25 protein-coding genes and 1 tRNA gene are annotated in these 25,262 nt (G+C 70.0%); 19 read left to right on the top strand and 7 right to left on the bottom strand.

The features are described from left to right. Window positions 1–65 precede the first annotated feature (65 nt). The 5 genes from gabT (at window position 66) to ACN9MP_RS14375 (ending at window position 6,739) form a co-directional block, all read left to right on the top strand. Window positions 66–1,442, top strand: coding sequence for a 4-aminobutyrate--2-oxoglutarate transaminase (gabT, locus tag ACN9MP_RS14395; protein WP_426321245.1), 1,377 nt, complete (start codon window positions 66–68; stop codon window positions 1,440–1,442). A 78-nt stretch (window positions 1,443–1,520) separates the two neighbouring features. Then, entirely contained in the window at window positions 1,521–2,900 is a 1,380-nt protein-coding gene (locus ACN9MP_RS14390; protein WP_426321243.1) for a flavin monoamine oxidase family protein, read from the top strand. Then, window positions 2,897–3,772 carry a universal stress protein gene (locus tag ACN9MP_RS14385; RefSeq protein WP_426321241.1) on the top strand — a complete coding sequence of 292 codons (876 nt, stop codon included), beginning with the start codon at window positions 2,897–2,899 and terminating at the stop codon, window positions 3,770–3,772. The genes ACN9MP_RS14390 and ACN9MP_RS14385 overlap by 4 nt, the downstream gene beginning before the upstream one ends. Further along, the gene (locus ACN9MP_RS14380; RefSeq protein WP_426321240.1) at window positions 3,772–5,337 is read left to right on the top strand and encodes an APC family permease; all 1,566 of its coding nucleotides are present in this window, start codon (window positions 3,772–3,774) and stop codon (window positions 5,335–5,337) included. The genes ACN9MP_RS14385 and ACN9MP_RS14380 overlap by 1 nt, the downstream gene beginning before the upstream one ends. A gap of 40 nt (window positions 5,338–5,377) precedes the next feature. Next, window positions 5,378–6,739 (top strand): NAD-dependent succinate-semialdehyde dehydrogenase, encoded by a 1,362-nt coding sequence (locus tag ACN9MP_RS14375; protein WP_426321238.1) that lies wholly within the window; start codon window positions 5,378–5,380, stop codon window positions 6,737–6,739. Window positions 6,740–6,789: 50 nt separating this feature from the next. Here ACN9MP_RS14375 and ACN9MP_RS14370 read toward each other — a convergent pair whose 3' ends face one another. Further along, on the bottom strand, window positions 6,790–7,464 hold the full coding sequence (locus ACN9MP_RS14370; protein ID WP_426321236.1) for a hypothetical protein: 675 nt from the start codon (window positions 7,462–7,464) through the stop codon (window positions 6,790–6,792). Window positions 7,465–7,528: 64 nt separating this feature from the next. On the opposite strand from ACN9MP_RS14370, the gene ACN9MP_RS14365 reads away from it, so the two are divergent. From ACN9MP_RS14365 to ACN9MP_RS14320, 10 genes are all read left to right on the top strand, one after another. Beyond that, window positions 7,529–7,966, top strand: a complete 438-nt coding sequence (locus ACN9MP_RS14365; RefSeq protein WP_426321234.1) for a pyridoxamine 5'-phosphate oxidase family protein — start codon at window positions 7,529–7,531, stop codon at window positions 7,964–7,966. A 174-nt stretch (window positions 7,967–8,140) separates the two neighbouring features. Further along, window positions 8,141–8,213: transfer RNA gene (locus ACN9MP_RS14360), tRNA-Trp, on the top strand. A 111-nt stretch (window positions 8,214–8,324) separates the two neighbouring features. After that, window positions 8,325–8,597 carry a preprotein translocase subunit SecE gene (gene secE / locus ACN9MP_RS14355; RefSeq protein WP_426326053.1) on the top strand — a complete coding sequence of 91 codons (273 nt, stop codon included), beginning with the start codon at window positions 8,325–8,327 and terminating at the stop codon, window positions 8,595–8,597. An 81-nt stretch (window positions 8,598–8,678) separates the two neighbouring features. After that, on the top strand, window positions 8,679–9,800 hold the full coding sequence (gene nusG / locus ACN9MP_RS14350; protein WP_426321232.1) for a transcription termination/antitermination protein NusG: 1,122 nt from the start codon (window positions 8,679–8,681) through the stop codon (window positions 9,798–9,800). 143 nt (window positions 9,801–9,943) lie between these two features. After that, a complete protein-coding gene (gene rplK / locus ACN9MP_RS14345; protein WP_076679785.1) occupies window positions 9,944–10,375 on the top strand; it encodes a 50S ribosomal protein L11 in 432 nt (143 codons plus the stop codon). A gap of 14 nt (window positions 10,376–10,389) precedes the next feature. Next, the gene (rplA, locus tag ACN9MP_RS14340; RefSeq protein ID WP_426321229.1) at window positions 10,390–11,082 is read left to right on the top strand and encodes a 50S ribosomal protein L1; all 693 of its coding nucleotides are present in this window, start codon (window positions 10,390–10,392) and stop codon (window positions 11,080–11,082) included. 205 nt (window positions 11,083–11,287) lie between these two features. Next, window positions 11,288–12,334, top strand: a complete 1,047-nt coding sequence (locus ACN9MP_RS14335; protein WP_426321227.1) for an NAD(P)H-dependent flavin oxidoreductase — start codon at window positions 11,288–11,290, stop codon at window positions 12,332–12,334. Window positions 12,335–12,445: 111 nt separating this feature from the next. Next, window positions 12,446–13,249, top strand: coding sequence for an amino acid ABC transporter substrate-binding protein (locus ACN9MP_RS14330; protein WP_426321225.1), 804 nt, complete (start codon window positions 12,446–12,448; stop codon window positions 13,247–13,249). Window positions 13,250–13,322: 73 nt separating this feature from the next. Next, entirely contained in the window at window positions 13,323–13,991 is a 669-nt protein-coding gene (locus ACN9MP_RS14325) for an amino acid ABC transporter permease (RefSeq protein ID WP_426321223.1), read from the top strand. Further along, on the top strand, window positions 13,978–14,793 hold the full coding sequence (locus tag ACN9MP_RS14320) for an amino acid ABC transporter ATP-binding protein (protein WP_426321221.1): 816 nt from the start codon (window positions 13,978–13,980) through the stop codon (window positions 14,791–14,793). The genes ACN9MP_RS14325 and ACN9MP_RS14320 overlap by 14 nt, the downstream gene beginning before the upstream one ends. Before the next feature lie 7 nt (window positions 14,794–14,800). Here the strand turns inward: ACN9MP_RS14320 and ACN9MP_RS14315 are convergent, their stop codons facing one another. Further along, on the bottom strand, window positions 14,801–15,076 hold the full coding sequence (locus ACN9MP_RS14315; RefSeq protein WP_426321219.1) for an acylphosphatase: 276 nt from the start codon (window positions 15,074–15,076) through the stop codon (window positions 14,801–14,803). 45 nt (window positions 15,077–15,121) lie between these two features. Between ACN9MP_RS14315 and ACN9MP_RS14310 the strand changes: the two genes are divergently transcribed. Next, window positions 15,122–15,499, top strand: a complete 378-nt coding sequence (locus ACN9MP_RS14310) for an iron chaperone (RefSeq protein WP_426321217.1) — start codon at window positions 15,122–15,124, stop codon at window positions 15,497–15,499. 20 nt (window positions 15,500–15,519) lie between these two features. Here the strand turns inward: ACN9MP_RS14310 and lysE are convergent, their stop codons facing one another. Next, window positions 15,520–16,242 carry an L-lysine exporter gene (gene lysE / locus ACN9MP_RS14305; protein WP_426321215.1) on the bottom strand — a complete coding sequence of 241 codons (723 nt, stop codon included), beginning with the start codon at window positions 16,240–16,242 and terminating at the stop codon, window positions 15,520–15,522. 68 nt (window positions 16,243–16,310) lie between these two features. Here lysE and ACN9MP_RS14300 point away from each other — a divergent pair, with 68 nt between their 5' ends. Further along, complete coding sequence (locus ACN9MP_RS14300; RefSeq protein ID WP_426321213.1) at window positions 16,311–17,234, top strand: LysR family transcriptional regulator ArgP; 924 nt, start codon at window positions 16,311–16,313, stop codon at window positions 17,232–17,234. Here the strand turns inward: ACN9MP_RS14300 and ACN9MP_RS14295 are convergent. The 4 genes from ACN9MP_RS14295 to ACN9MP_RS14280 form a co-directional block, all read right to left on the bottom strand. Continuing rightward, on the bottom strand, window positions 17,221–18,246 hold the full coding sequence (locus ACN9MP_RS14295) for an NADP-dependent oxidoreductase (RefSeq protein WP_426321211.1): 1,026 nt from the start codon (window positions 18,244–18,246) through the stop codon (window positions 17,221–17,223). The genes ACN9MP_RS14300 and ACN9MP_RS14295 overlap by 14 nt on opposite strands. A 189-nt stretch (window positions 18,247–18,435) precedes the next feature. Next, a complete protein-coding gene (locus ACN9MP_RS14290; RefSeq protein WP_426321209.1) occupies window positions 18,436–18,900 on the bottom strand; it encodes a MarR family winged helix-turn-helix transcriptional regulator in 465 nt (154 codons plus the stop codon). 11 nt (window positions 18,901–18,911) lie between these two features. After that, window positions 18,912–20,675 (bottom strand): MDR family MFS transporter, encoded by a 1,764-nt coding sequence (locus ACN9MP_RS14285; RefSeq protein WP_426321207.1) that lies wholly within the window; start codon window positions 20,673–20,675, stop codon window positions 18,912–18,914. A 272-nt stretch (window positions 20,676–20,947) separates the two neighbouring features. Continuing rightward, entirely contained in the window at window positions 20,948–21,631 is a 684-nt protein-coding gene (locus ACN9MP_RS14280; protein WP_426321205.1) for a TetR/AcrR family transcriptional regulator, read from the bottom strand. A gap of 162 nt (window positions 21,632–21,793) precedes the next feature. Here ACN9MP_RS14280 and ACN9MP_RS14275 point away from each other — a divergent pair, with 162 nt between their 5' ends. Both ACN9MP_RS14275 and ACN9MP_RS14270 read left to right on the top strand, forming a co-directional pair. Continuing rightward, entirely contained in the window at window positions 21,794–23,572 is a 1,779-nt protein-coding gene (locus ACN9MP_RS14275; RefSeq protein WP_426321204.1) for an amidohydrolase, read from the top strand. Between the two features lie 40 nt (window positions 23,573–23,612). Beyond that, window positions 23,613–25,262 carry an ABC transporter substrate-binding protein gene (locus ACN9MP_RS14270; protein WP_426321203.1) on the top strand — a complete coding sequence of 550 codons (1,650 nt, stop codon included), beginning with the start codon at window positions 23,613–23,615 and terminating at the stop codon, window positions 25,260–25,262.

Genomic DNA, 25,262 nt, shown 5'->3' with positions numbered 1-25,262 from the left:
GCCGTCGACAGAATGTACGTCCGGGCGGGTGCGGGCCGCGATCGCCGCCGCATACGCTCCCCTCCATGAGCAGCGCAGCCGACACGCAGAGCACATTCCTTCCGGCAGGGACACCCCTCGGCGGTCCCACCCTTCCCCAGGAGCGCCGCCTGGTCACCAGCATCCCGGGCCCGCGATCCCAGGAGCTGCTGGACCGCAAGGCCGCAGCCGTCGCCGCGGGCGTCGGCCACACGGCGCCGGTTCACGCCGTGGCGGCGGGCGGAGGCGTCATCGTCGACGCCGACGGCAACTCGCTCATCGATCTCGGCTCGGGCATCGCCGTCACCACCGTCGGCAACTCGCACCCGAAGGTCGTCGCAGCCGTGCAGGAGCAGGTCGCCCAGTTCACCCACACGTGCTTCATGATCGCTCCCTACGACTCATACGTGACGGTCGCCGAGGCGCTCAACCGCATCACGCCGGGCGACCACGCCAAGAAGAGCGCGCTGTTCAACTCGGGCGCCGAAGCGGTGGAGAACGCCGTCAAAATCGCCCGCAAGTACACCGGCAAGCCCGCGGTCGTCGCGTTCGACCACGGCTACCACGGCCGCACGAACCTCACGATGGCGCTCACCGCCAAGTCGATGCCGTACAAGCACGGCTTCGGGCCGTTCGCGAGCGAGATCTACCGCGCGCCCCTGTCGTACCCGTACCGCGACGGCCTGACCGGTCCCGAGGCCGCCAAGAAGGCCATCTCGATGATCGAGAAGCAGGTCGGCGCCGACAACCTCGCGGCGATCATCATCGAGCCCATCCAGGGCGAGGGCGGCTTCATCGTCCCGGCCGACGGGTACCTGCCCGCGCTCGTGGAGTGGTGCCGCGCCAACAACGTGGTGTTCATCGCCGACGAGATCCAGACCGGCTTCGCCCGCACGGGGAAGATGTTCGCGAGCGAGGTGTTCGGGATCGTTCCCGACCTGATCACGACGGCCAAGGGCATCGCCGGCGGACTCCCGCTGGCGGCCGTGACGGGCCGAGCCGAGATCATGGATGCCTCGCACGCGGGTGGCCTCGGCGGCACGTACGGCGGCAACCCGATCGCCTGTGCCGCGGCGATCGCCGCGATCGACGTCTTCGAGAATGACGGAATGCTCGAGCGCGCCCGCGAGATCGAGGCCGTCCTCAAGGGCCGCCTGCAGGAGCTGCAGTCCGCCGACCCGCGCGTCGGCGACGTGCGCGGTCACGGCGCCATGATCGCGGCCGAGTTCGTCGACCCCGCGACGGGGGAGCCGGATGCCGCTCTCACCGCCGCGGTCGCGAAGGCGTCCATCGCACAGGGCGTCATCGTGCTCACGTGCGGCACCTACGGGAACGTGATCCGTTTCCTGCCGCCGCTGTCGATCACCGACGACCTGCTCCACGAGGGCCTCGACGTCGTCGCCGCCGCGCTCGCGGCCAACTGACGGAGATGCTGCGACCGGCCGCACCTCGCCGGTCGCAGCATCCGTCCCCCCTACATGTCCCCTGACAAAGGAGTCCCAATGACCGAGCTGACCCGCGACGTCGTCATCGTCGGGGCCGGCGCCGCCGGCACGACCGCCGCAAACGAGTTGAGGAAGGCCGGCCTCTCGGTCGTCGTGCTCGAGGCGCGCGACCGGGTCGGCGGGCGCCTGTGGACCGACGTCGTCGACGGCGCCATGCTCGAGATCGGCGGCCAGTGGGTCTCGCCCGACCAGGACGCGCTCAAAGAGACCCTTGCGGAGCTGGGACTCGAGACGTACAGCCGCTACCGCGAGGGCGACTCCGTCTACATCGGCAAGGACGGAGAGCTGACGCGCTTCACGGGCGAGATCTTCCCGGTCGCACCCGAGACCGAGAAGGAGATCGTGCGCCTCATCGAGGTGCTCGACGGGCTCGTGGCCCAGATCGACCCCGACAAGCCGTGGGAGCACCCCGACGCCGAGGAGCTGGACCGCATCTCGTTCGAGGCGTGGCTCGAGGCCCAGACCGACGACCAGGAGGCCCGCGACAACATCGCCCTCTTCATCGCCGGTGCGATGCTGACCAAGCCCGCCTACGCGTTCTCTGCGTTGCAGGCCCTTCTCATGGCGGCCAGCGCCGGCAGCTTCTCGCACCTGGTCGACGCCGACTTCATCCTCGACGAGCGTGTCGTCGGCGGGCTGCAGCAGGTGCCGCTGCTGCTCGCCGAGCGGCTCGGCGACGATGTCATCCTGGGCCAGCCGGTCACCGAGGTGCACTGGAGCGACGGGTCGGAGGGATCGGAGACCGGGGTGCGGGTGGTCACCGACAACGGACTCGAGGTCCGCGCGCGCTTCGTCATCCTCGCGCACGCGCCGATCCTCTATCCGTGGATCGAGTTCGTGCCCGCGCTCCCACGCCTCAAGCAGCAGATGCACCAGCACATCTCCATGGGCTTCGTGATCAAGGTGCACGCGGTGTACGACCGCCCGTTCTGGCGCGAGCAGGGCCTGTCGGGCACGGCGTTCAGCCCGTACGAGGTCTCGCACGAGGCATACGACAACACCAACCACGGCGACGAGCGCGGCACCCTGGTCGGCTTCGTGTCGGACCGCAACGCCGACGACCTCTTCCGCGTCTCGGCCGAGGAGCGCAAGGAGCGCATCCTCGAGTCGCTGTCGCACTACTACGGCCCCGAGGCCAAGAACCCGCTCGTCTACTTCGAGAGCGACTGGGGTGCGGAGGAGTGGACGCGCGGTGCCTACGCCGCGAGCTTCGACCTCGGCGGCCTCGCCCGCTACGGCGCGGACCTCCGCACGCCCGTGGGTCCGATCCACTTCGCATGCAGCGACATGGCCGGCTCGGGGTATCAGCACGTCGACGGCGCGATCCGCATGGGGCGCCTGGTCGCGGCGAACATCGTCGAGGCGGCCCACCGGTGAGCACGCGCATCGTCGTCGGCTACACGGCGACCGACACCGGGGAGGACGCGGTCGCCCTCGGCAGCCGCCTGGCCGCGGCCATGGACGCCCCGCTCGACCTGGTGCTGGTGCTCCCCGCCGAGGACCGCAGCGTCATCACCCCGCCGGACGCCGGCTACGACCGCTTCCTCGTGACGCAGGCGGAGGCGTGGCTCGGCGAGGCATCGGCATCTATTCCGGATACCGTGGCCCACGCCGCGCACGTGCGCTTCGGCGATTCGTTCGCAGAGGGCCTGATCCTCGCCGCACACGAGCTCGGGGCATCCCACATCGTCGTCGGCGCCGCCAACGGCGGACTCCACGGCCGCCACCGTCTCGGCACGGTGGCGACGGAGCTGCTGCACTCCTCGGACGTGCCGGTCGTGCTCGCGCCCGAGGGCTCGCGCCGCCTCGAGCCGTCGACGGGCATCACGCGGATCACCGCCGCGATCGGCACGCGTCCCGGCGCCGACGTCCTGCTGGAGGAGAGCGTCGCCCTCGCCGCCGCGACGGGAGCGCGCCTGCGGCTGCTCTCACTTGCCGCGGTCGACCTGCCGCCCAGCCTCGAGGCGATGGAGTTCGGCGCCCGGCACGCGGACGACGTCTTCGTGCACGTGCGGGCCGCCCTCCCGAACGACATCGACACCGACGCGGTCGTCGGTCTCGGCGACAGCGTCGAGGATGCCGTCTCGCACCTGACCTGGGAGCCCGGCGAGCTCGCGGTGGTCGGTTCGAGCCGGCTCGCCCGGCGCCGCCGCCTCTTCCTCGGCTCGACGGCGGCGAAGATGCTGCACGAGCTTCCCGTACCCATGGTCGTCGTGCCCCGCACGCGCGGCAAGAAAGGCGCACGCTGATGAGCGCTTCAGAGACCCGCGGCGCAGCGTCGCTGGCCCCGTCGACCGGCGCGCACGCCGGTGAACTGTCCAAGAAGGGCCTGAGCGCCGGCGCCGTCGGCGTGCTCGGAGCCGTCGTCATCGGCGTCTCGACCATCGCTCCGGCCTACACGCTCACCGCATCGCTCGGGCCGACCGTGTCGGTGGTGGGCACGCAGGTGCCCGCGATCATCCTCGTCGGCTTCATCCCGATGCTGCTGACGGCGTTCGGCTATCGCGAGCTCAACCGGGCCATGCCGGACTCGGGAACCTCTTTCACGTGGGGCGTGCGGGCCTTCGGCCCGTGGATCGGCTGGATGACCGGCTGGGGCCTCGTCGCCGCCACCGTCATCGTGCTGTCGAACCTCGCCGGCATCGCGGTGGAGTTCCTGTTCCTGCTGATCTCCCAGCTGAGCAACAACCCCGAGATCGCGGACCTCGCGTTCAACCCGTTCGTCAACGTGGTCGTGTGTCTCCTGTTCATGCTGGGCGCGACGCTCATCTCGTACCGCGACATGCAGACGACGCAGAAGTTCCAGTACATCCTGGTGACGTTCCAGGTCGCCGTGCTCGTGCTCTTCGCCGTGGTGGCCATCGTCAAGGCGGTGTCGGGCGATGCGCCCGACCCGACGGCGTTCTCGTGGTCGTGGTTCAATCCGTTCGAGGTGCCCACGTTCAGCGCCTTCGCCGCAGGCCTGTCGCTGTCGATCTTCATCTTCTGGGGCTGGGACGTCGTGCTCACCATGAACGAGGAGACCAAGAACCCCGCGAAGACCCCCGGCCGCGCGGCCATGCTGACGGTCGTGATCGTCGTGTCGCTCTACCTGCTGCTCTCGATCGGCCTCATCATGTTCGCGGGCGTGGGCGACGGCCCGCTGGGCCTGGCGAACGAGGACATCTCCGCGAACGTCTTCTTCGCGCTGTCCGACCCGATCCTCGGCCCGCTCGCGTTCCTCGTGTCGCTGGCGGTGCTGTCGAGCTCGGCCGCGTCGCTGCAGTCGACGGCGGTGGGCCCTGCGCGCACGCTGCTCGCCATGGGGCACTACGGCGCGCTGCCGGCGAAGTTCGCCCAGGTGAGCCCACGGTTCTTCACGCCGGGCTACGCGACGGTCGTCTCGGCCGTGGTGGCCTCGGTCTTCTACGCCGTGATGCGCGTGATCAGCGAGAACGTCCTCACCGACACGATCCTGTCTCTCGGCATGATGATCTGCTTCTACTACGGCCTCACCGCGTTCGCCTGCGTCTGGTACTTCCGCAAGCAGTGGTTCGACTCCGTGCGCAGCTTCTTCTTCACGTTCCTGTTCCCGCTCGTCGGCGGCGCGATCCTCGCGGTGCTGTTCGTCACGACGCTCATCGACTCGATGGACCCGGACTACGGCAGCGGCTCGAGCATCGGGGGCCTCGGCCTCGTGTTCGTGCTGGGCGTGGTCGTGATCCTCGCGGGCGTCGTGATCATGATCTGGCAGGCGATCAAGCGTCCGGCGTTCTTCCGCGGCGAGACACTCAGTATCGACGCTCCCGAAAGCCTTCGACGCGCCCGCCGTTGACGGGCAGACTGTCCCCAATCCATCCGATCGGAGAGGAAGCATGACCGACTACGCCGTCGTGAACCCGGCAACGGGAGAGACCCTGGCCACGTACCCGAACATCACCGACGAGGAGCTCGAGACCGCCATCGCGGAAGCGGATGCCGCCTACCGCAGGTGGCGCGACCAGCCGGTCGCCGAGCGCGCGGCGCGCATCCGCAAGGTCGCGGAGCTGCACCGCGAGCGCCGTGACGACCTCGCCGCCATCATCGTGCGCGAGATGGGCAAGCCGCTGGAAGCGGCGCTCGGCGAGGTCGATTTCGCCGCAGACATCACCGAGTACTACGCCGACCATGCCGAGAAGATCACCGGCGACCAGCCGATCGACATCGACGGCGAGGGCACCGCGGTCATCCGCCGCACGCCCCTCGGGGTGCTGCTCGGCATCATGCCCTGGAACTTCCCGTACTACCAGGTCGCGAGGTTCGCGGCTCCCAACATCGTCGTGGGCAACACGATCCTGCTCAAGCACGCGCCGCAGTGCCCCGAGTCGGCCGCCGCGATCGCCGCGATCTATGCCGACGCCGGCCTCGAGGGCGTGTACACGAACGTCTACGCCACCAACGAACAGGCGGCGGCCATCATCGCCGACCGACGGGTGCAGGGCGTCTCGGTGACCGGCTCGGAGCGCGCCGGCGCCGCCGTGGCCGAGATCGCCGGCCGCAACCTGAAGAAGGTGGCGCTCGAGCTCGGCGGCTCCGACCCGTTCATCCTCCTGTCGACCGACGACCTCGACGCCGCCGTGCAGGCGGCCGTGGACGCGCGCCTCGACAACACGGGCCAGTCCTGCAACGCCGCGAAGCGGTTCATCGTGGTGGACGGCCTGTACGACGAGTTCCTCGAGAAGTTCACCGCCAAGATGTCGGAGGCGAAGGTCGGCGATCCCTTCGCGGACGACACCGTCCTCGGTCCGCTGTCGTCGCTGACGGCGGCCGAGCGTCTCGCCGAGCAGGTGGACAGAGCCGTCGCGCAGGGCGCGAAGCTCGTCGCCGGCGGCACGCGCGACGGCGCGTTCTACCCGGGCACGGTGCTCACCGACGTCACGAGCGACATGGACGCCTACCGCGAGGAGTTCTTCGGACCCGTGGGCGTCGTCTACAAGGTGGCTGACGAGGACGCCGCCGTCGCCCTCGCGAACGACACCAGCTTCGGCCTGGGGTCGTACGTCTTCACGACCGACCAGGAGCAGGCCCAGCGCATCGCCGACAAGATCGACGCCGGCATGGTGTACGTCAACGTCGTGCTCGCCGACGAGCCGGGCCTGCCGTTCGGCGGCGTGAAGCGCTCGGGCACCTCGCGCGAGATGGGCCTGCTCGCTGCCGACGAGTTCGTCAACAAGAAGCTGATCCGCATCGGCGCCTGAGGCCGCGGTATCTGAGGAGATCTGCGCAACCGCGGACCCGCGAAGCGGGATCATCCGCTGATGTGCAGATCTCCTCTGTCGTGAGCGCGCTGTGCCGGGAGTCCGGCCATGCCGGCCGCCTCACGGGCCTCGGCGAGGGCCTCATCGGCCCACTGCACCTGCTGCGGCGTGCCCCACCGGGTCGCGGCATCCCGTGCCGCTTCGAACGAGGTGATCGCGTCGGCGACGTGTCCGGCGTCCAGGTGCGCCCAGCCGGCGTTGTTGTGCAGCGAGACGCGCCAGCGGAGTGTCCGGGCGTCGTCGACCCCGTCGAGCAGGCCCAGTGCGGTGTCCGTCCAGTGCTCTGCCTGGTCGGGGTCGGTGATGGCGAGCATGTGCAGGGCGTCGACCTGGAGGAATGTCAGGCCTGCTCCGGATGCCGCATCCACCGCCGCGAGGAAGTATGCGACGGCCGCCTCGGCGTCGCCCGCCGAGTTCCGCACCCGGCCGCGCTCGAGGGCGGCTCGCGCAGCGACGGCGGCATCCTCGACCGACACGGCGTCCAGGATCGCATCGGCCTCGTCGAACCGCTCTTGCAGACCGAGGGCTCGCGCGACCTGCGTCTCGAGCTCGGCACGGGTCGGGGCATCCGTCTCCTGCTCGGCAGCGGCGCGCATGCGCGCCTCGGAGGCGGCGGGTTCGGCGAAGTCCCAGAGCTCGTCGAGCCGGGGCTGTGCGAGGGTCATGCCGGAATGCTAACGCCGCCCGCAGAGGGGTGCGCGGAACGGGCGCGAGCGCCAGGATGGAGGCATGGCAGACACAACCGACCCCGTCGTCTCGCTCACCGACGAGCAGTGCTGGGAGCGCCTTCGCGGGCAGGAGCTCGGGCGCCTCGTCACCCGCGTCGGCGACGTGCTCGACATCTTCCCCGTGAACTACATGGTCGACGGCGAGAGCGTCCTGTTCCGCACGGCTCAGGGGAGCAAGCTGTTCGAGCTGACCGTCAACGACGAGGTGCTCTTCGAGGTCGACGACCACACCGAGACCGACGCGTGGAGCGTGATCCTGCGCGGCCGCGCGCACCCGCTCGACCGCTCCGCCGACGTGCAGCGCGCCGACGGGCTGGGCCTCAAGCCGTGGATCCCCACGCTGAAGTACACCTACGTGCGCGTCGAGCCGACGGCCGTCACGGGGCGGGCGTTCGACCGCGGCGAGGAGCCCGACCGCTACGGCGTGCAGCAGTACTGACGCTCCGTTGCGCATGCGCGGGGCCCGGGTGGGTTCGCGGGTCCTGCGGGCATGCCGTACACTGGATCGTGCAGTTGAAGTCTGCATTCTTTCGCCGTGCCCACCATCCGGGCGCGGCTCCTCAAGCCGCGGTGAGAGGGGAGGAGTGCGGGTTTCAGAGACCTCCGGGTCTCTAGGGCGGTAGCTCAATTGGCAGAGCAGCGGTCTCCAAAACCGCAGGTTGCAGGTTCGATTCCTGTCCGCCCTGCGCGTCAGCGCAATACCGGTGACATGGCTCCGGTCGTAGGGAAACCCTGCGTTGATAGGAAAATGTGCGGCCGGCTCCTGCCGGCTCACGGAAGGTAATCAGGTGGCATCGATGGTTCAGGACGAGCCGAAGGGCGAGGTGGTCTCCGCAGAGGGGACGACCGCACCCCGCGAGAAGAAGCTGAACGTCTTCGCTCGCATCGCCCTGTTCGTCCGTCAGGTCTTCGCCGAGCTCCGCAAGGTCGTCACGCCGACGCGCCAGGAGCTGCTGAAGTACACGGCGGTGGTGCTGGGCTTCGTCGTCGTGATGATGGCGCTCGTCTATGGCCTGGACGTGCTGTTCGTGTGGATCACGTCGTACGTCTTCGGAGTGCCCGGCGCCTGATCCCGAGCGCTCGCGCTCGCAGCGGGCCACGACACGGGCGGACCTGAGGTCCGGCAGCGGACGGAACGGAAGAGAACTCACGTGACTGAAAGACATCTCGACGACGCTGATTGGGCGACGGCCGCCGAGCAGTCCTCGGAGGACGACGAGGCGCAGGAAGGCAACGTCCTGGCTGCCGAGGAGCGCTCCGCGGAGGCCGCCGAGCACGCGGCGATCCACATCGTCGACGAGGTCGACGAGGACGACGCCGACCTGGACGACATCGACATCGACGACCCGGAGGCGGACGCGATCGTGAACGACGCTCTCAATCTTGACGAGACGGCAGAGACCGAGGCGGCCGCCGAGGTGATCAACGACTCCATCGCGGAGGAGGTCGCCGAGCGCGAGGCCGAGGCCGCCGACGAGGTGACACCGTACGACGGCCCCGACGTGAACGGCGACGAGGACGAGCCCGTCCTCGACGAGGACTTCGTCGAGGCGGTGGATGCTGCCGCCGGCGTCGTCGACGAGGTCGAGGCATCCGTCTCTCCCGCTGATGCCGCCGAGGCGCCCGAGCACGCAGAGGCCGACGAGGACGAGGACCCGTACGAGGCCTTCCGCACCGAGCTGCGCAGCCTCCCGGGCAAGTGGTACGTCATCCACTCCTACGCCGGCTTCGAGCGCAAGGTGAAGGCCAACATCGAGCAGCGCAAGTCGACGCTCGAGGTCGAGGAGGACATCTACCAGATCGAGGTCCCGATGGAGGACGTCGTCGAGATCAAGAACGGTCAGCGCAAGATGGTCACGCGCGTCCGGATCCCCGGCTACGTGCTCGTGCGCATGGAGCTCAACGAAGACACCTGGTCGGTCGTGCGTCACACGCCCGGCGTGACCGGCTTCGTCGGCAACGCCCACAACCCGACGCCGCTGCGCTTCGAAGAGGCCTTCAACATGCTGAAGAGCCTGGTGGAGGTCAAGGAGGTCGCCGGCGCCAAGGGTGGTGCGGCCAAGAAGGGCGCAGCGGCCGCGGCTCGCGTCATCCCCGCCGAGGTCGACTTCGAGGTGGGCGAGACCATCACGATCAAGGAGGGCTCGTTCGCGGGCCTGCCCGGCACGATCAGCGAGATCAAGCCCGAGAGCGGCAAGCTCACCGTCCTCGTCTCGCTCTTCGAGCGCGAGACGCCGGTGGAGCTCTCGTTCGACCAGGTCACCAAGCTGTAGCGAGCCGAGACCCAGGCGCCGCCTGGTAGACTCAGCAGGTTTGCGCGTGCGCTGAGCGCGCGCGATCGACACCGCGGTCCGGAACGGCCGGATTCGCGGGAGAACGGATGCTGCGAGGCATCCGCTCGATGAAAGGAAAAGGAATGGCACCGAAGAAGAAGGTGACCGGCCTGATCAAGCTTCAGATCAACGCCGGTGCAGCCAACCCGGCGCCGCCGATCGGCCCCGCGCTCGGTCAGCATGGCGTCAACATCATGGAGTTCTGCAAGGCGTACAACGCCGCGACGGAGTCGCAGCGCGGCAACGTCATCCCCGTGGAGATCACCGTCTACGAGGACCGCAGCTTCACGTTCATCCTGAAGACCCCGCCGGCCGCTGAGCTGATCAAGAAGGCTGCGGGCGTCCAGAAGGGCTCCAAGACGCCTCACACGGTCAAGGTCGCCAAGCTCACCAAGGAGCAGGTGCGCCAGATCGCCGAGACGAAGCAGCCCGACTTGAACGCGAACGACCTCGAGGCCGCCTCGAAGATCATCGCCGGCACCGCCCGTTCCATGGGCATCACGGTCGAGGACTGAGGGGAAGAGTAATCATGGCTACCAAGTCCAAGGCCTTCAAGGCTGCTGCCGCCAAGATCGAGGCGGACAAGTTCTACACTCCGAGCGAGGCTGTCGCCCTGGCGAAGGAGACCGGTTCGACGAAGTTCGACTCCACCGTCGAGGTCGCCCTCAAGCTCTCGGTCGACCCGCGCAAGGCCGACCAGATGGTGCGCGGCACCGTCATCCTCCCGCACGGCACGGGCAAGACCGCCCGCGTCATCGTGTTCGCGACGGGTCCGGCCGCTGAGGCCGCGATCGCCGCTGGTGCGGACGAGGTCGGCGGCGCCGAGCTCATCGAGAAGGTCGCCGGCGGCTGGACCGCGTTCGACGCGGCCGTCGCGACGCCCGAGCTCATGGGCCAGGTCGGTCGCCTGGGTAAGGTGCTCGGCCCCCGTGGCCTCATGCCCAACCCCAAGACCGGCACCGTGACCCCGAACCCGGCCAAGGCTGTCGAGGAGATCAAGGGCGGCAAGATCGAGTTCCGCGTCGACAAGCACGCCAACGTGCACTTCGTCGTCGGCAAGGCCTCGTTCACGGCCGACCAGCTCGACGAGAACCTCAAGGCCGCGCTGGAGGAGATCATCCGCCTCAAGCCGTCGAGCTCGAAGGGCCGTTACGTGCAGAAGGGTGCCGTGTCGACCACGTTCGGCCCCGGCATCCCGCTGGACGTCAACGCGCTCGTCTGACGCTCCGACGCAGCTCAGCGATTCAGAGTCGCCGAAGGCCCCGCCCGTCTCGGGTGGGGCCTTCGCCGTACCCGGTGCGATGTGGGGCTGCTCACCTGTCGCGATCTGCCGCGCGCGACGACAGTTCGTGACTGGTGGAGCAATAGGGGTGGGTCTCGCGGTGACGACGGGGCGCGGTCACGGCGGTGGGAGTACCGTCGGAGGCATGTCGAAGACGCTGCTGGACCTCTTCGGAATCGACGCGCCGATCGTGCTCGGCCCCTTCGGCGGGCTGTCGTCGGTCGAGCTGACGGCCGCCGTGAGCGAGGCCGGCGGCCTCGGCTCGTACGGCCTCTACGGATACTCGGCGGACCGCATCAGCGACACGATCGCGGCGCTGCACTCCGCGACGCGGCGCCCGTTCGCCGTCAACGTCTGGCTGCCCACGGGCGACGAGATCACCCCCGGTGACATCGACCTCGGTCCCGCGATCGAAGCCGCCGCGCCGCTCTTCGACGAACTGGGTCTCGCGCGCCCCGAGCCTCCGATCGAGTTCCTGCCCGACCTCGACTCGCAGTTGACGGCGGTGCTGGATGCCGCGCCCGCAGCCTTGAGCGTCGTCTTCGGCGTGCCGACCGAGCGCCTGATCGCGGCGGCCCACAGCCGCGACATCCGTGTCATCGGCACTGCCACCAGCGTCGCCGAGGCGGTCGCGCTGGATGCGGCAGGGGTCGACGCGATCGTCGCGACCGGCGCCGAAGCCGGCGGTCACCGGGTGTCGTTCCTGCGACCGGCCGAGCAGTCGCTCGTCGGCACGTTCGCACTCGTGCCGCAGGTCGTCGACGCGGTCGGCGCTCCGGTGATCGCCGCAGGCGGCATCGCCGATCGTCGCGGCGTCGCGGCGGCGTTCGCGCTCGGCGCATCGGGGGTGCAGGTGGGCTCGGCGTTCCTCCGCACACGGCAGTCCGCGGCCACCGATGCGCACCGGGAGGCGATCCGGAGCGCCGCCGACACCGCCACCGTTCTCACGCGCGCCCTGAGCGGGCGCCTGGCCCGCGGCATCCCGAATCGCGCGATGCGCGAGATCGAGGCCGCAGGAATCATCGCCCCGTTCCCCGCGCAGAACTGGCTGACGGGGCAGTTCCGGGCGGAGGCCGGCAAGCGCGGCGACGGCGATCTGGTCTCGCTGTGGGCGGGTCAGGCTGCCGGTCTGGCGCGGCTCGACGACGCGTCCGACGTGTTCGCCGAGCTCGCGGCGGGTCTTCCCGGCTGAGGCGGCGGGCAACAATCCGCAACGCGACGGCCCGGCTCGTCCGCGGCCGTGTTGTACTGGACAGTCGGCCTTTCGTGCCGGACCTCACACAGCCCCACTCCAGGAATTCACATGTCACGTCGCATCACCGCCCTCGTTCTCACCGCCGCCGCCGCCGTCGCCTTGACGGCGTGCAGCAGTGGCGGCTCCGCCGCTCCGTCCGCCAGCGCCGAAGGCGACGACTACGGCCTCGTCACCGCGAACACGCTCACGGTCGCCACCGAGGGCACCTACCGGCCGTTCTCGTTCCACGACGACTCGGGCGATCTGGTCGGCTTCGACGTCGAGATCGCCGAGGCGGTGGCCGACAAGCTCGGTCTCGAGGTCGTGTTCCAGGAGACGCAGTGGGACGCCATCTTCGCCGGCCTCGACGCCGGCCGCTTCGACGTGATCGGCAACCAGGTGTCGATCAACCCCGAGCGCGAGGAGAAGTACCTCTTCAGCGAGCCCTACACCGTCTCGCCGGGCGTGATCGTCGTGCCGGAGGACGACGACTCCATCACGAGCTTCGACGACCTCGCCGGCAAGACGACGGCGCAGTCGCTCACGAGCAACTGGTACGAGCTCGCTCAGGAGAGCGGGGCCACCGTCGAGGCCGTCGAGGGCTGGGCTCAGGCGGTCGCGCTCCTTCAGCAGGGACGTGTCGACGCGACGATCAACGACGAGCTGACCTTCCTCGACTACGAGAAGAGCGAAGGCCCCACGGGCCTGAAGATCGCCGCCGAGACCGACGAGCCGGGTCTCAGCGCGTTCGCGTTCACGAAGGACAAGGGCGCGCTGGTCGAGGCGATCGACGGCGCTCTGGCCGAGCTGCGCGAAGAGGGCGTGCTCGCAGAGATCAGCGAAAAGTACTTCGGCGCCGACGTCACGCAGTAGGAGGCCCTGAGCCGCCGTTCGCCCTCCCGTGGGGCGGGCGGTGGCCTCGTCTGTCGCAGAGGAGGAGCGCCGCATGGATGGCACCACCTGGCAGTTGCTGGTCGACTCGTTCTGGCCGCTGCTGCTCGCCGCGGTCAACGGCACGATTCCGCTCGCGCTCGCCTCGTTCGCCCTGGGGCTCGTGATCGCCATCGCGGTGGCGCTCCTGCGCCTGTCGGGCAATGCGGTGCTGTCGAGCATCGCCCGGTTCTACGTGTCGGTGATCCGCGGCACACCGCTCTTGGTGCAGCTGTTCGTCATCTTCTACGGCCTGCCGTCGGTGGGTATCGTGATCGACCCGTGGCCGGCCGCCATCATCGCCTTCTCGCTCAACGTCGGCGGGTACGCCGCCGAGATCGTGCGCGCAGCGATCCTGTCGGTCCCGAAGGGCCAGTGGGAGGCGGCGCACACCGTCGGCTACTCCCAGGCGCAGGCCTTGACCCGGATCGTGCTGCCCCAGGCCGCACGCGTGTCGGTGCCGCCGCTGTCGAACACGTTCATCTCGCTGGTCAAGGACACCTCGCTGGCGTCGACCATCCTCGTGACCGAGATGTTCCGCAAGGCGCAGCAGATCGCCGCCTTCACTTTCGAATTCATGGCGATCTACCTGGAGGCGGCCCTCATCTACTGGCTGATCTGCCTCGTGCTCTCGACGGGGCAGAGCGCGATCGAGAGGAGGCTCGACCGCTATGTCGCCCATTGATCCCACGGACGACGCCCTCGCCCCGCCGGCGCCCGCTGACGACCGCCCGCTTCTCGAGGTGTCGGGCCTCACCAAGACCTTCGGCACGAACCGCGTGCTCGACGGCGTCGACTTCGAGGTGCGCCGAGGCGAGGTCGTGGCGCTCATCGGCCCGAGCGGCTCGGGCAAGACCACGGTGCTCCGCTCGCTCAACGGGCTCGAGACGCCCGAGGCGGGGACGGTCGCCTTCGCCGACGGACCCCGTGTCGACTTCGCGGCACCGGTCTCGAAGGCGGACCGGACCGCGCTTCGCGATCGCTCGGCGATGGTGTTCCAGCACCACAACCTCTTCCCGCACCGTACCGTGCTCCAGAACGTCACCGAGGGGCCGATCCACGCGCACGGCGTGCCGAAGGCCGAGGCGGTCGCGCGCGCCGAGGCGCTCCTGGACCGCGTGGGGCTGAGCGAGAAGCGGGACGCGCTGCCGTTCGAGCTCTCCGGAGGGCAGCAGCAGCGGGTCGGGATCGTCCGCGCGCTCGCGCTGCAGCCCGCCCTGCTGCTGTTCGACGAACCGACCAGCGCACTGGATTCCGAACTCGTCGGCGAGGTCCTGCTCGTGCTGAAGGAGCTCGCCGACGAGGGATGGACGATGCTCATCGTCACCCATGAGCTCGCGTTCGCGCGCGAGGTGGCCGACGAGGTGCTCTTCTTCGACAACGGCATCATCCTGGAGCGCGGCGCGCCGAAGGAGCTGTTCCGCCGTCCCCAGTACGAGCGCACCCGCCGCTTCATCGACAGGATCCTGCGGCCGTTCGACGGATGACGGCGGGTCAGTGACTGGGGCGCACCTCGAAGCCGCGCTCGCCGGTGGGGGCGGCATCCGTCACCGACGCTTCGTGGACGCGCGAGCCCGGGGGTCCCTCGGCCATCCACGCGAGCACTTCGTCGACCGCCGCGTCGGTGCCCTCCACCTCGGCCTCGACCGCGCCGTCGCGTCGATTGCGCACCCACCCGGCGACGCCGGCCTCCCGCGCGACCATGCGCAGCGTGTAGCGATAGCCGACGCCCTGCACCTCGCCCCGGACCGTCACGTGCACGCGCCTCATCCCGCCATCTTGCCGCGACCGGCGGGCGTGAGCCAGGATGCCGCCATGGGAACCGTCGACGACTACCTCGCCAGCCTCGACCCCGGCGACCGAGCCGTCGTCGCGCACGTGTACGACGTCGTGCGCGCCGCCCTTCCCGACGTCGAGCAGGGAACGAGCTACGGCATGCCGGCGCTCACCTACCGGGGGAAGGCGCTGATCGCGGTGATGCGCACGAAGAAGCACATCGGCATCTACCCGTTCAGCGGGCGCGTTCCGGCCGTCGTGGCCGAGGGATCGGCGGATGCTGCGGCCCCGGCCCTCGAGTTCGACAAGGGCACGATCCGCTTCCAGCCCGGAACCCCTCTGCCCGACGAGACCATCCGCGCCATCGTCGCGGCCCGCGTCGCCGAGATCGAAGACCCCTCGCTGCGCAAGCGCTGAGCCGTGAAGCCACCCGGGGTTCAGGCGGTGGTCGGCAGCACGAGCGAGACGCCGAGGCCGATCATGACGACGGCGATGACCGCGTCGAGGATGCGCCACGCGCGGGGCGTCGAGAGCCAGCGGCCGAGGAGGCGTGCCCCGAACGCCAGCCCGAAGAACCAGACGACGCTCGCCGCCATGGCCCCCGCCGCGAACAGCCATCGATCGTCGCCGTGGGTGTTGGCGACGGTGCCCAGGAGGAACACGGTGTCGAGGTAGACGTGCGGGTTCAGCCACGTCAGCGCGAGGCAGGTCAGCAGGACAGGGATGAGGCGCGTGCGCGCGGTGACCGGGGGAGCGGTGCGGACATCACCGCGGACCAGTGAGGCGGACGCGGCGGGCTCGAGGAGGAACTCGCCGGCTCCCGCGGCGGGCTCCTCGGGCGCGTCAGCGTCGGCACGCGCGGCCAGAGCGGCTCCCGACGGCTTCAGCGCTCGCCGCGCGGCGAGCACGCCATAGGCGACGAGGAAGAGGGCGCCCGCCCAGCGGACCACGTCGACGAGCCACGGGAGAGCCTGCAGCACGTACCCGACGCCGGAGACGCCGAGGGCGATGAGGATGGCGTCGGAGACGGCGCAGATCGCGGCGACCGCCAGCACGTGCTCCCGGCGCAGGCCCTGGCGCAGCACGAAGAGGTTCTGTGCGCCGATGGCCACGATGAGCGAGAAGCCGAGACCGAGACCGGCGAGAACGGGGCTGAACACCCTTCGACGGTAAGAAGGAAACAGCCTGTAGTCCAGCTCATGGATCTTCAGTACCATTAGCTGCACTTATGCTCCGCGTGCCGTTCGACCTCGCCGAGACCCTCGCCGTCGTAGTGGACGAGGGCACCCTCGACGCCGCCGCCCGCCGGCTCCACATCACGCCGTCGGCGGTGAGCCAGCGCATCAAGACGCTCGAGGAGCAGCTCGGGCGCCTCCTGCTGGTGCGCTCCAAGCCTGCCCGGCCGACGGAGGCCGGCATGTCGGTCATCCGCCTCGCGCGCCAGCTGGCGCTGCTCGAGCATGACGCGCTCGCCGAGCTCGGCGCCGACGAGGACGAGAAGGCGCTCACGAGCGTGCCGCTCGCCGTCAACGCCGACAGCCTGGCCACGTGGTTCCTCGAGCCGCTGGCGCGGCTGGCGGAGCAGCATCCCATCGTCTTCGATCTGCACCGCGACGACCAGGACTTCACAGCCGGGCTGCTCGAATCGGGCACCGTGATGGGCGCCGTCACCTCGCGCGCCGCGCCGGTGGCGGGATGCCGCTCCTCCGTGCTCGGCGCGATGCGCTACGAGGCGGTCGCCACACCCGCATTCGTCTATCGCTGGCTCAGCGGCGACCGGACCAAGGCCCTGGCGGGCGCGCCGCTCGTCGACTTCGACCGGCGCGACGACCTGCAGACCGAATGGCTCACCCGGCAGGGTATCGACGCCTCGGCGCCACCGCGCCACCACGTGCCCGCATCGAACGACTTCGCGACAGCGGTGCGGCTCGGTCTCGGCTGGGCCATGCTGCCGCGCTTCCAGTCCCGCGAGGCGCTGGAACGCGGTGAGCTCGTGCACCTCGGCGGGCCACCGGTCGACGTCGCGCTGCACTGGCAGCAGTGGAACCTGCGCTCGCCGCTGCTCGACGCGATCGCCGACGCCGTCGTGGCCGAGGGTCGTCGCGTGCTCGCCCCGACGCCAGAGACCAGGCTGCCGGTCAGCCGTCGCTGACCCGGAGCACCACCTTGCCGCGGGTGTGGCCCGCCTCGATCGCCCGGTGGGCGCCGGGCGCGTCGGCGAGGTCGAAGACCTGGTCGATGTAGACCTGCACGGAGCCGGAATCGAGCAGTCGCGCGACGGTGGCCAGAGCGCCGCCGTCGGGGATCACCTTGTACGAGGTGGCCCGCACGCCTGCTCCGGCCGCCGCCTCGGCGTAGCCGGGCCAGGAGCCCGTCGGTACGAGAACGTACAGTCCGCCGGGCCGCAGCACCTCGAGCGACCGAGTGCCGGTGTCGGCGTGCACGTTGCCGACGAGGTCGATGACGACGTCGACCTCGGTGACGACCTCCTCGAACTTCGTCGTCGTGTAGTCGATCACGACGGCGGCGCCCAGCTCGCGCAGCCACGACGCATTGCGCCCTGAGGCGGTGACCGTGACGTGCGCGCCGAAGTAGGCGGCGAACTGCACGGCGAAGTGGCCGACCCCGCCGCTTCCGGCGTGGATCAGCACCCGCTGGCCCTCGTGCGCGTGCGCCGTCTCGACGACGAGCCCCCACGCCGTGAGAGCGGCGAGCGGCACGCCGGCCGCCTCGACGTGCGACAGCGTCGCCGGCTTGCGCGCGACCGAGAGCGAGGGCGCGACGACGTATTCGGCGTAGGTGCCGCCGGTGCGGGGGAAGGACGCCATCCCGAAGACCTCGGTGCCCGGCGGGAACGGGTGCGCCTCGTACGGGCTCTTCACCACGATCCCGCTGAAGTCGAAGCCCGGCGTCGCGGGGTACGCGTCGATCGCACCCGACACCCCGGCGCCACCGCGGGTCTTGGCGTCGATCGGGTTGACGCCCGCGGCGACCACGCGCACCAGCACCTCGCTCAGCACGGGGGACGGGACGGGGACGGATGCCGCGCGCAGCGCATCCGGACCACCCGGGGCGTCGACGACCATCGCCCTCATGACGGCGGGCGGCGCCTCCACGGGTGCGAGGGGGGCCTCGGTGGCTGATCGCAGCGGTCGGATCCTCATCGCGTACTCCTTCCGCGGGCGTGCCCTCGTCGGCACAGGAACTGAAACCCGTTGAGAACAGTCAACCCCGGACACATCTCGGTCGTGTTACGCAGGTGCTAAACGTCATGACGCGCCCCGGGCGCGGCGGTCGCTTGCCGCGCGAGGCGCGACCGGGAGGTCGCCGGCGGCCCAGGTCGCGGTGCGATCTCAGGACGCCGGGCGCTCGCCGAGCGTCAGTGCGTGGAGAAGGCGGGTGAGGTTGAGGATGTCGTCGACGGCCCACTCTTCGAGCGCATCGACGAGGAGGCTCTCCTGCGGGGCGCGCGCCTCGGCGAGCCGCTCCAGGCCGAACGACGTCGGCGAGAGGAGGCTCGACCGGCCGTCGTCGGGGTCAGGGGTGCGCTGCACGAGACCGAGCTGCTCGAGTTCGCGCACGGTGCGGCTGATCTGCCCCTTGTCCGACAGGAGCGCCTCGGCCAGCGCTGACAGGGTGACCTGCTCGCGGCGCACGATGGTCGTGAACACCTTGTAGGCGCCCGGCAGCATGCCGGGGCTCACGCGGTTGGCGTTCTCGGTGATGATGCGCCGGAACCGGTTGATCAGCTCGCCGAATTCCGCCTCGAGGGCGCGCACCGCTTCGGTGCGCGCCGCTCGAGTGTCGTCGGAGGTCATCGTGGTCGACATTAGCGCCGAGTGACGGATGCCTCGTCCGTCGCGTCGTCGGAAGACGCGGTCGTGCCGGGCGCAGAGCCGCGGGACGCGGCATCCGTGTCCACCGCGGCGGTCGCCGTCAGCGACTCCATGCCCTCGGCGACCGAGACCGTCGCGAGGTCGGCCTCGGCGGCCTGTGCGCGCTCGCTCGTCGTCATGCGGGTGAGCGGCTTGTCGGGCAGGAAGATGATCGCGATCAGGCTGATCACCGCCAGGGGCACGGCGATGAGGAACGAATGGGCGATGGCCTGGGCGTAGATGTCCTCGACGATCACGCGGATCGACTCCGGCAGGGCCGACACCTGCGGGATGGTGCCCGACTGGAGCTGCTCGGCGATCGCGGCGCCCTTCGCGCCGAGCTTCATGAGCGCCGCACCGATGTCGTCCTTGCGGTCGGAGAACAGGTTCGTCGCCGAGGTTGCGAGCGCCGCGCCCATCACCGAGACGCCGATGGTGCCGCCGAGGCTGCGGAAGAACGTGACGCCCGAGCTCGCCACGCCGATCTCGCTGGGCTTGGCCGTGTTCTGCACGATGAGCACCAGGTTCTGCATCGTCATGCCGACACCGGACCCGAGGAGGAACATGTACAGCGAGACGAGCACGAAGTTCGTGTCGTAGTGGATGGTCGACAGCAGGAACGAGCCGGCGATCAGCAGTACGCCGCCCACGATGAGGTAGGGCTTCCAGTGCCCGTGCTTGGTCACCAGTCCGCCGATCACGACCGACGCGAGCAGGAGGCCCGCGATCATCGGGATGGTCATGAGGCCCGCCTCGGTCGGAGTCGCGCCGCGCGCCAGCTGCATGTACTGGCTGAGGAACACCGATGTGCCGAACATCGCGATGCCGATCGAGATCGACGCGACGACCGAGAGTGTGAACGTGCGGTCGCGGAACATCGTGAGCGGAACGAGGGGCTCCGCAGACCGCAGCTCCACGATCACGAACAGCACTGCCGCGAGCAGCGCGCCGCCGACCATGAGGATGGTCTCGGTGCTCCACCAGTCGAAGTCGCTGCCCGCACCGGTCACCCAGATGAGCAGCAGCGAGACGGCGGTCGACAGCAGGACGATGCCGAGGTAGTCGATGCGCGCCTTCGTCTTCGGACGCTTGGGCAGGTGCAGCGTGCGCTGCATCATGACGAGCGCCGCGACCGCGAAGGGCAGCGCGATGAAGAAGTTCCAGCGCCAGTCGATCGTGTCGGTGATGAAGCCGCCCAGGAGCGGGCCGCCGACGGTGGCGACCGCCATGACGGCGCCGAAGAGGCCCATGTACCGGCCGCGCTCGCGCGGGCTGATGATGTCGGCCATGATGACCTGGCTGAGCGCGGCGAGACCGCCCGCGCCGACGCCTTGCACCGCGCGGAAGGCGATGAGCGTGCCGGGGTCCTGCGAGAAGCCGGCGGCCGCGGTGGCCAGCACGAAGATCACGATCGCGATCTGGATGAGCACCTTGCGGTTGAACAGGTCGGCGAGCTTGCCCCAGACGGGTGTGGAGATCGCGGTCGTCAGCAACGTCGCAGTGACGACCCAGGTGAACGCGGCCTGGTCGCCGCCGAGATCGTGGACGATCACGGGAAGCGACGTCGAGACGACGGTCGAGGCGAGCATCGACACGAACATCCCGAGCAGCAGGCCGGTGAGCGCCTGCAGCACCTGGCGGTGGCGGCGCTTCTCGTCGGTGCCGGGGGCGGCGGCTGCGGTTGCGACCTGCCCGGTCGCGGGGTTGGACGTGGCCATAGGAGCCCTTCGTACGAGCGTGGGTGATGAGGTGCGGCGACGGCGGCGCAAGAAGGTTGACATGAGTCAACAGTTGATGCTGGTCAACTATACGACACTGGTTGACGTGCGTCAACTATCGGAGCGGAGGGAAGGATGCGGGCGCCTGCGCGGCCGGCCGGGGGTATCGTGTGCTCTCGCCGAGGCGACATGTTCCGTACGCGCGGATCGTGTGCGCTCGGCGAGAACGCACGATCGCTTCTGCGGCCCGCGCGGCGCGGCGGGCGCGGCGGTCAGGCCGGGTCGGCGATGCGCTCGGCGGAGCGGATGACCGACTCGACGCCGAGCATGAAGAGGTCGCGATCGTCGAGGTCCAGCAGCTGCGCGGAGATCTGCGCGATGTGCGGGTGCTTGATCGGGTCGACGAGCAGGGGTCCCTCGAACCACGGACTCGGGTCGGCGGGGTCGCCGGATGCGCGCTCGGCGCGTGCACGCGCGACGCCGGCGGCGGTCGACAGCACGTGGGTCGCCATCAGCGCGTAGTGCTGCACGAGGTCGTCGCCCGTGAGACCGGCGCGGGTGAACGCGTCGAGCATGAGCTCGATCGCATCGAGTTCGCCGGGGCCGTGGGTCGTGAGCACGACGGCCTCCTGGCCCACGGCGGGGTAGCGCGAGAACTCGGTCAGCGTCGCGGCGGCGAGCTGGCGGAGCCGTTCGCGCCAGTCCTCGGGTGACGCGGTGACGGCGGCGAGACTGCGCACGTTGAGCTCATCGAGCAGGGCGCTCATCAGGTCGTCCTTGCTGCGGAAGTGACGGTAGATCGCCGTGGGATCGGTGCCGAGCTTCGCGCCCAGGTCCCGGATGGAGAGGGACGGGCCCGCGGTCTCGGCGAGCGCGAGGCCCGCCGCGATGATCGTCGCGCGGTCGAGGCGCCTGCCGCCCGCCTTCTCGGGCGTCGCACCGGTGCGTGCCGCCATGATCCCCGCTTTCGCCGTCGTCGTCCATCGTGCCATGCGCTCGCGTCGCCCCATCGACGTCCCGATGGTAACGGTCCGATCACCGGTGCTGTCAACAGCGTTGACAACGTCGATGACAACGGCTTATCGTCAACCGATCCATTCGACGACGAAGGAGACCCCATGGCCGCTGCCGTTCCTGCACACGCAGACACCCCGCACGCTGACACCCCGCACGCAGACACCGTGTTCATCGGAGGTGCGCTGTTCAGCTCCGACCTCGTGGCAGCGGGGAGCGCGCACGCCGCGACCGGACTGGCCGTCGCGGTGCGCGACGGCAGGATCGCCGCGGTGTGCGCCCGGGACGCGGCATCCGTGTTCATCGGTCCGGGCACGGAGGTCGTCGACCTCGCCGGCGCTCTGCTGGCCCCCGGGTTCCAGGACGCGCACATCCACCCCATGTCGGGCGGCGTGGAACTGCTCCAGTGCAACCTCACCGGATCGGAGGACGCCGCAGACACCCTGGCGCGGATCTCGCGGTACGCCGCCCAGCACCCGGAGGCGGAGTGGATCGTCGGCGGAGGCTGGTCCATGGACCACTTCCGGGGCGGCGCCCCGCTGCGGGACGCCCTCGACGCGATCGTGCCCGATCGCCCGGTGCTGCTCGCGAGTCGCGACCACCACTCGGCGTGGGCGAACACTGCGGCGATGCGCGCGGCGGGGGTGGATGCGTCGACGGCGGACCCGGTCGACGGGCGGATCGAGCGCGAAGCCGACGGCTTCCCCGCGGGGACGTTCCACGAGGGCGCCGCCGACCTGTTCGCTCAGGCGCGACCGAAGGTGTCCGAAGACCTCGCGTACGCCGGCCTGCTGCGCGCGCAGGACGACCTCCTCGCGCTCGGCATCACCGGCTGGCAGGACGCGCTCGTGGGGAACTTCCCCGGAATCGCGGGCGGCCTCGCCTCGTACCGGCGCGCGCTCGCCGAAGGCACGCTCAAGGCGCACGTCGTCGGCGCCCAGTGGTGGGAGCGGGGCGCCGGGATCGAGCAGCTCGAGCAGATGATCCGCACGCGCGACGAGGTGGCCGCACTCGGGCGAGAGGACCGCTTCTCGCTGGGGTCCATCAAGTTCATGGTCGACGGTGTCGCCGAGAACCACACCGCCGCGATGCTCGAGCCGTACCGCGACCGGCACGGCCACTCCACCGGCAACCGCGGTCTGTCGTTCATCCCCGCCGAGCGGCTGCGCGAGTACGCGATCGCGGCGGATGCAGCCGGATTCCAGCTGCACTTCCACGCGCTCGGGGACCGGGCCGTGCGGGAGGCGCTCGACGCTGTGGACGCCGCGGCCGAGGTCAACGGCGAGACCGACGGACGCCACCACCTCGCCCACATCCAGGTCATCGACGAGGCCGACGTCCCGCGCTTCGCCGCGTCGGGCGCCGTGGCGAACATGCAGCCGCTGTGGGCGTGCCACGAGGCTCAGATGGACGAGCTCACGCTGCCCTACCTCGCCGAGTCGGCGGCGTCCCGCCAGTACCCGTTCGGTGACCTGCAGCGCGCCGGGGCGCGCCTGGCCGGCGGCAGCGACTGGCCGGTGTCGAGCGCAGACCCGCTCGCGGGCATCCACATCGCCGTGAACCGCGCGGCCCCGTTGTCGGACGACGAGCCGCTCGGTGGCGCCCACCAGCGACTCGACCTCGCCACCGCGCTCGCCGCCTACACGTCGGGCACCGCCTACGTGAACCACCGCGACCACGACACCGGCTACCTGCGGCCGGGCTACCGCGCCGACCTCGTCGTCGTCGAGCCGAACCCGTTCACAGTGCCGGCCGAGGACCTCCACCTCTGCCGCGTCGCCTCGACCTGGATCGACGGCGAGCTGGTCTACGCCCGCGTTGAGGCCCTCGCGGCCCGCGAGTCCGGGGCGGGCCGCGAGTCCGCAGCATCCGTCCTGTCCTGAGTTCCTTCTCCACCGCCCGCATCAGAACCCGAGGAGCACCATGATCCGCACCCGACGCACCGCCCGTCGCCTGCTCGCGTCCGCGGGCGTCGGCCTGGCCGGCGCACTCGCCCTGTCCGCCTGCAGCGGCGACACGTCGAGCCCCGACCCGACGGCCGCCCCGGAGTGGGAGTACACCGCTCAGACCGCCGCACCCTCGGGCGACATCGACTCGTACTCGTGGGTGAGCTACTCCGAGCCCTACTCGCTCGACTACGCCTACGCGTTCGACTACGCCGACAATCAGGTGCTCGCCAACGTCTGCGAGTCGCTGCTGCGGCTGAACCCCGACTTCACGCTCTCCCCGGGGCTGGCCGAGTCGTTCGACCACCCCACACCCGAGACGTGGGTCTACGCGATCCGCGACGGCGTCACCTTCCACGACGGCACCCCGCTGACGGCCGCCGACGCCGTCGCCTCGATGAGCCGGCACCTCGATCCCGAGGTGGGCTCGTCGTGGTACTCGGTGTATCAGAACGTCGCGTCGATCGAGCAGACCGGCGACCGTCAGGTCACCGTGACGATGAACGGCCCGGACTCGCAGTTCAACCTCGCGATGGGCGGGTCGGCGGGCGTCGTCGAGTCCGCCGCGACACTCGCCCACACGGGGGCCGACTACGGCAATTCGACCGGGCTCGTCAACTGCACGGGCCCCTTCGCGCTCACCGGGTGGAAGTCGGGGGAGTCCGTCACCCTGACCCGCTACGACGACTACTGGGACGACACGCTGCGCGCCCGCGCGGGCGAGGTGGACATCCTCTTCATGAGCGACCCCAACGCGCGCGTCAACGCCCTGAAGTCCGGCGAGGTCGACGGCGGATGGATGATTCCCGCCGACGCGATCGGGCAGCTGCAGAGCTCCGGCAGGGGGGACGTCTTCTTCGGCCTCAACACCGCCGTCGGCAGCCTCATCGTGAACAACCTCGACGGTCCGCTGGGCGACGAGCGGGTGCGCCGCGCGCTGCTCATGGCGATGGACCGGCAGGGGATCCTGGATGCCGCGGCCAAGGGCTACGGGGCCGTCACGAACGCGCTCACCACCGAGTCGGTGTGGGTCGGTGCGAGCGAGGCGGGTCTGAAAGAGGCGTTCGACGGCCCGGAGGAGTACCCCTACGACATCGAGGCGGCCAAGAAACTCATCGACGAGGCGGGCGTCGCGGGCGAGGAGATCGTGATCGCCACCGCGCCGATCAGCAACGACTTCACCGTCATCTCGCAGGGCGCGGCCGCCGCCGCGCAGTCGATCGGCCTCACGGCGACCATCGAGACCGTGAGTCCCAGCGCCTACACCGCGCTGTTCTCCGACCCGAGCGCCCGCGAGGGCATCGACCTCTTCTACACCTCGTGGTACCTGTCGAGCCCGGACCCGCTCGAGATGTACAGCGTGCTGCGCACCGGCGAGTTCAGCAACTACGGCAACTGGAGCGACCCCGAGTTCGACGCGCTCGTCGACGAGGCCGTCACGATCGATGACCCGGCCGCGCGCAGCGAGGTCACGGCGCAGGCGCAGCGCATCGCGAACGAGCAGCTGCCGTGGCTGCCGCTGTTCCAGGGCCCGATGACCTTGTTCCTCGGCGAGCGGGTGACCGGTGTGGCGCCGTCGGTGGCGTTCATGTACTACCCGTGGGCGGCGACCATTGGCTCCCGCTGA

This window comes from Microbacterium sp. E-13, from assembly GCF_049912955.1.
Classification (GTDB): Bacteria; Actinomycetota; Actinomycetes; order Actinomycetales; family Microbacteriaceae; genus Microbacterium.
Note: the sequence above shows the minus strand (reverse complement) of the source record. Positions and strands in the feature narration are given on the sequence as shown.

Excerpts from the sequence above, each read along its gene's own strand:
- gabT (WP_426321245.1), top strand. The coding sequence starts at position 66 with ATGAGCAGCGCAGCCGACACGCAGAGCACATTCCTTCCGGCAGGGACA.
- ACN9MP_RS14390 (WP_426321243.1), top strand. The coding sequence starts at position 1,521 with ATGACCGAGCTGACCCGCGACGTCGTCATCGTCGGGGCCGGCGCCGCC.
- ACN9MP_RS14380 (WP_426321240.1), top strand. The coding sequence starts at position 3,772 with ATGAGCGCTTCAGAGACCCGCGGCGCAGCGTCGCTGGCCCCGTCGACC.
- ACN9MP_RS14375 (WP_426321238.1), top strand. The coding sequence starts at position 5,378 with ATGACCGACTACGCCGTCGTGAACCCGGCAACGGGAGAGACCCTGGCC.
- ACN9MP_RS14370 (WP_426321236.1), bottom strand. The coding sequence starts at position 7,464 with ATGACCCTCGCACAGCCCCGGCTCGACGAGCTCTGGGACTTCGCCGAA.
- ACN9MP_RS14365 (WP_426321234.1), top strand. The coding sequence starts at position 7,529 with ATGGCAGACACAACCGACCCCGTCGTCTCGCTCACCGACGAGCAGTGC.
- secE (WP_426326053.1), top strand. The coding sequence starts at position 8,325 with ATGGTTCAGGACGAGCCGAAGGGCGAGGTGGTCTCCGCAGAGGGGACG.
- rplK (WP_076679785.1), top strand. The coding sequence starts at position 9,944 with ATGGCACCGAAGAAGAAGGTGACCGGCCTGATCAAGCTTCAGATCAAC.
- rplA (WP_426321229.1), top strand. The coding sequence starts at position 10,390 with ATGGCTACCAAGTCCAAGGCCTTCAAGGCTGCTGCCGCCAAGATCGAG.
- ACN9MP_RS14335 (WP_426321227.1), top strand. The coding sequence starts at position 11,288 with ATGTCGAAGACGCTGCTGGACCTCTTCGGAATCGACGCGCCGATCGTG.
- ACN9MP_RS14330 (WP_426321225.1), top strand. The coding sequence starts at position 12,446 with ATGTCACGTCGCATCACCGCCCTCGTTCTCACCGCCGCCGCCGCCGTC.
- ACN9MP_RS14325 (WP_426321223.1), top strand. The coding sequence starts at position 13,323 with ATGGATGGCACCACCTGGCAGTTGCTGGTCGACTCGTTCTGGCCGCTG.
- ACN9MP_RS14320 (WP_426321221.1), top strand. The coding sequence starts at position 13,978 with ATGTCGCCCATTGATCCCACGGACGACGCCCTCGCCCCGCCGGCGCCC.
- ACN9MP_RS14315 (WP_426321219.1), bottom strand. The coding sequence starts at position 15,076 with ATGAGGCGCGTGCACGTGACGGTCCGGGGCGAGGTGCAGGGCGTCGGC.
- ACN9MP_RS14310 (WP_426321217.1), top strand. The coding sequence starts at position 15,122 with ATGGGAACCGTCGACGACTACCTCGCCAGCCTCGACCCCGGCGACCGA.
- ACN9MP_RS14300 (WP_426321213.1), top strand. The coding sequence starts at position 16,311 with ATGCTCCGCGTGCCGTTCGACCTCGCCGAGACCCTCGCCGTCGTAGTG.
- ACN9MP_RS14295 (WP_426321211.1), bottom strand. The coding sequence starts at position 18,246 with ATGAGGATCCGACCGCTGCGATCAGCCACCGAGGCCCCCCTCGCACCC.
- ACN9MP_RS14290 (WP_426321209.1), bottom strand. The coding sequence starts at position 18,900 with ATGACCTCCGACGACACTCGAGCGGCGCGCACCGAAGCGGTGCGCGCC.
- ACN9MP_RS14285 (WP_426321207.1), bottom strand. The coding sequence starts at position 20,675 with ATGGCCACGTCCAACCCCGCGACCGGGCAGGTCGCAACCGCAGCCGCC.
- ACN9MP_RS14280 (WP_426321205.1), bottom strand. The coding sequence starts at position 21,631 with ATGGCGGCACGCACCGGTGCGACGCCCGAGAAGGCGGGCGGCAGGCGC.
- ACN9MP_RS14275 (WP_426321204.1), top strand. The coding sequence starts at position 21,794 with ATGGCCGCTGCCGTTCCTGCACACGCAGACACCCCGCACGCTGACACC.
- ACN9MP_RS14270 (WP_426321203.1), top strand. The coding sequence starts at position 23,613 with ATGATCCGCACCCGACGCACCGCCCGTCGCCTGCTCGCGTCCGCGGGC.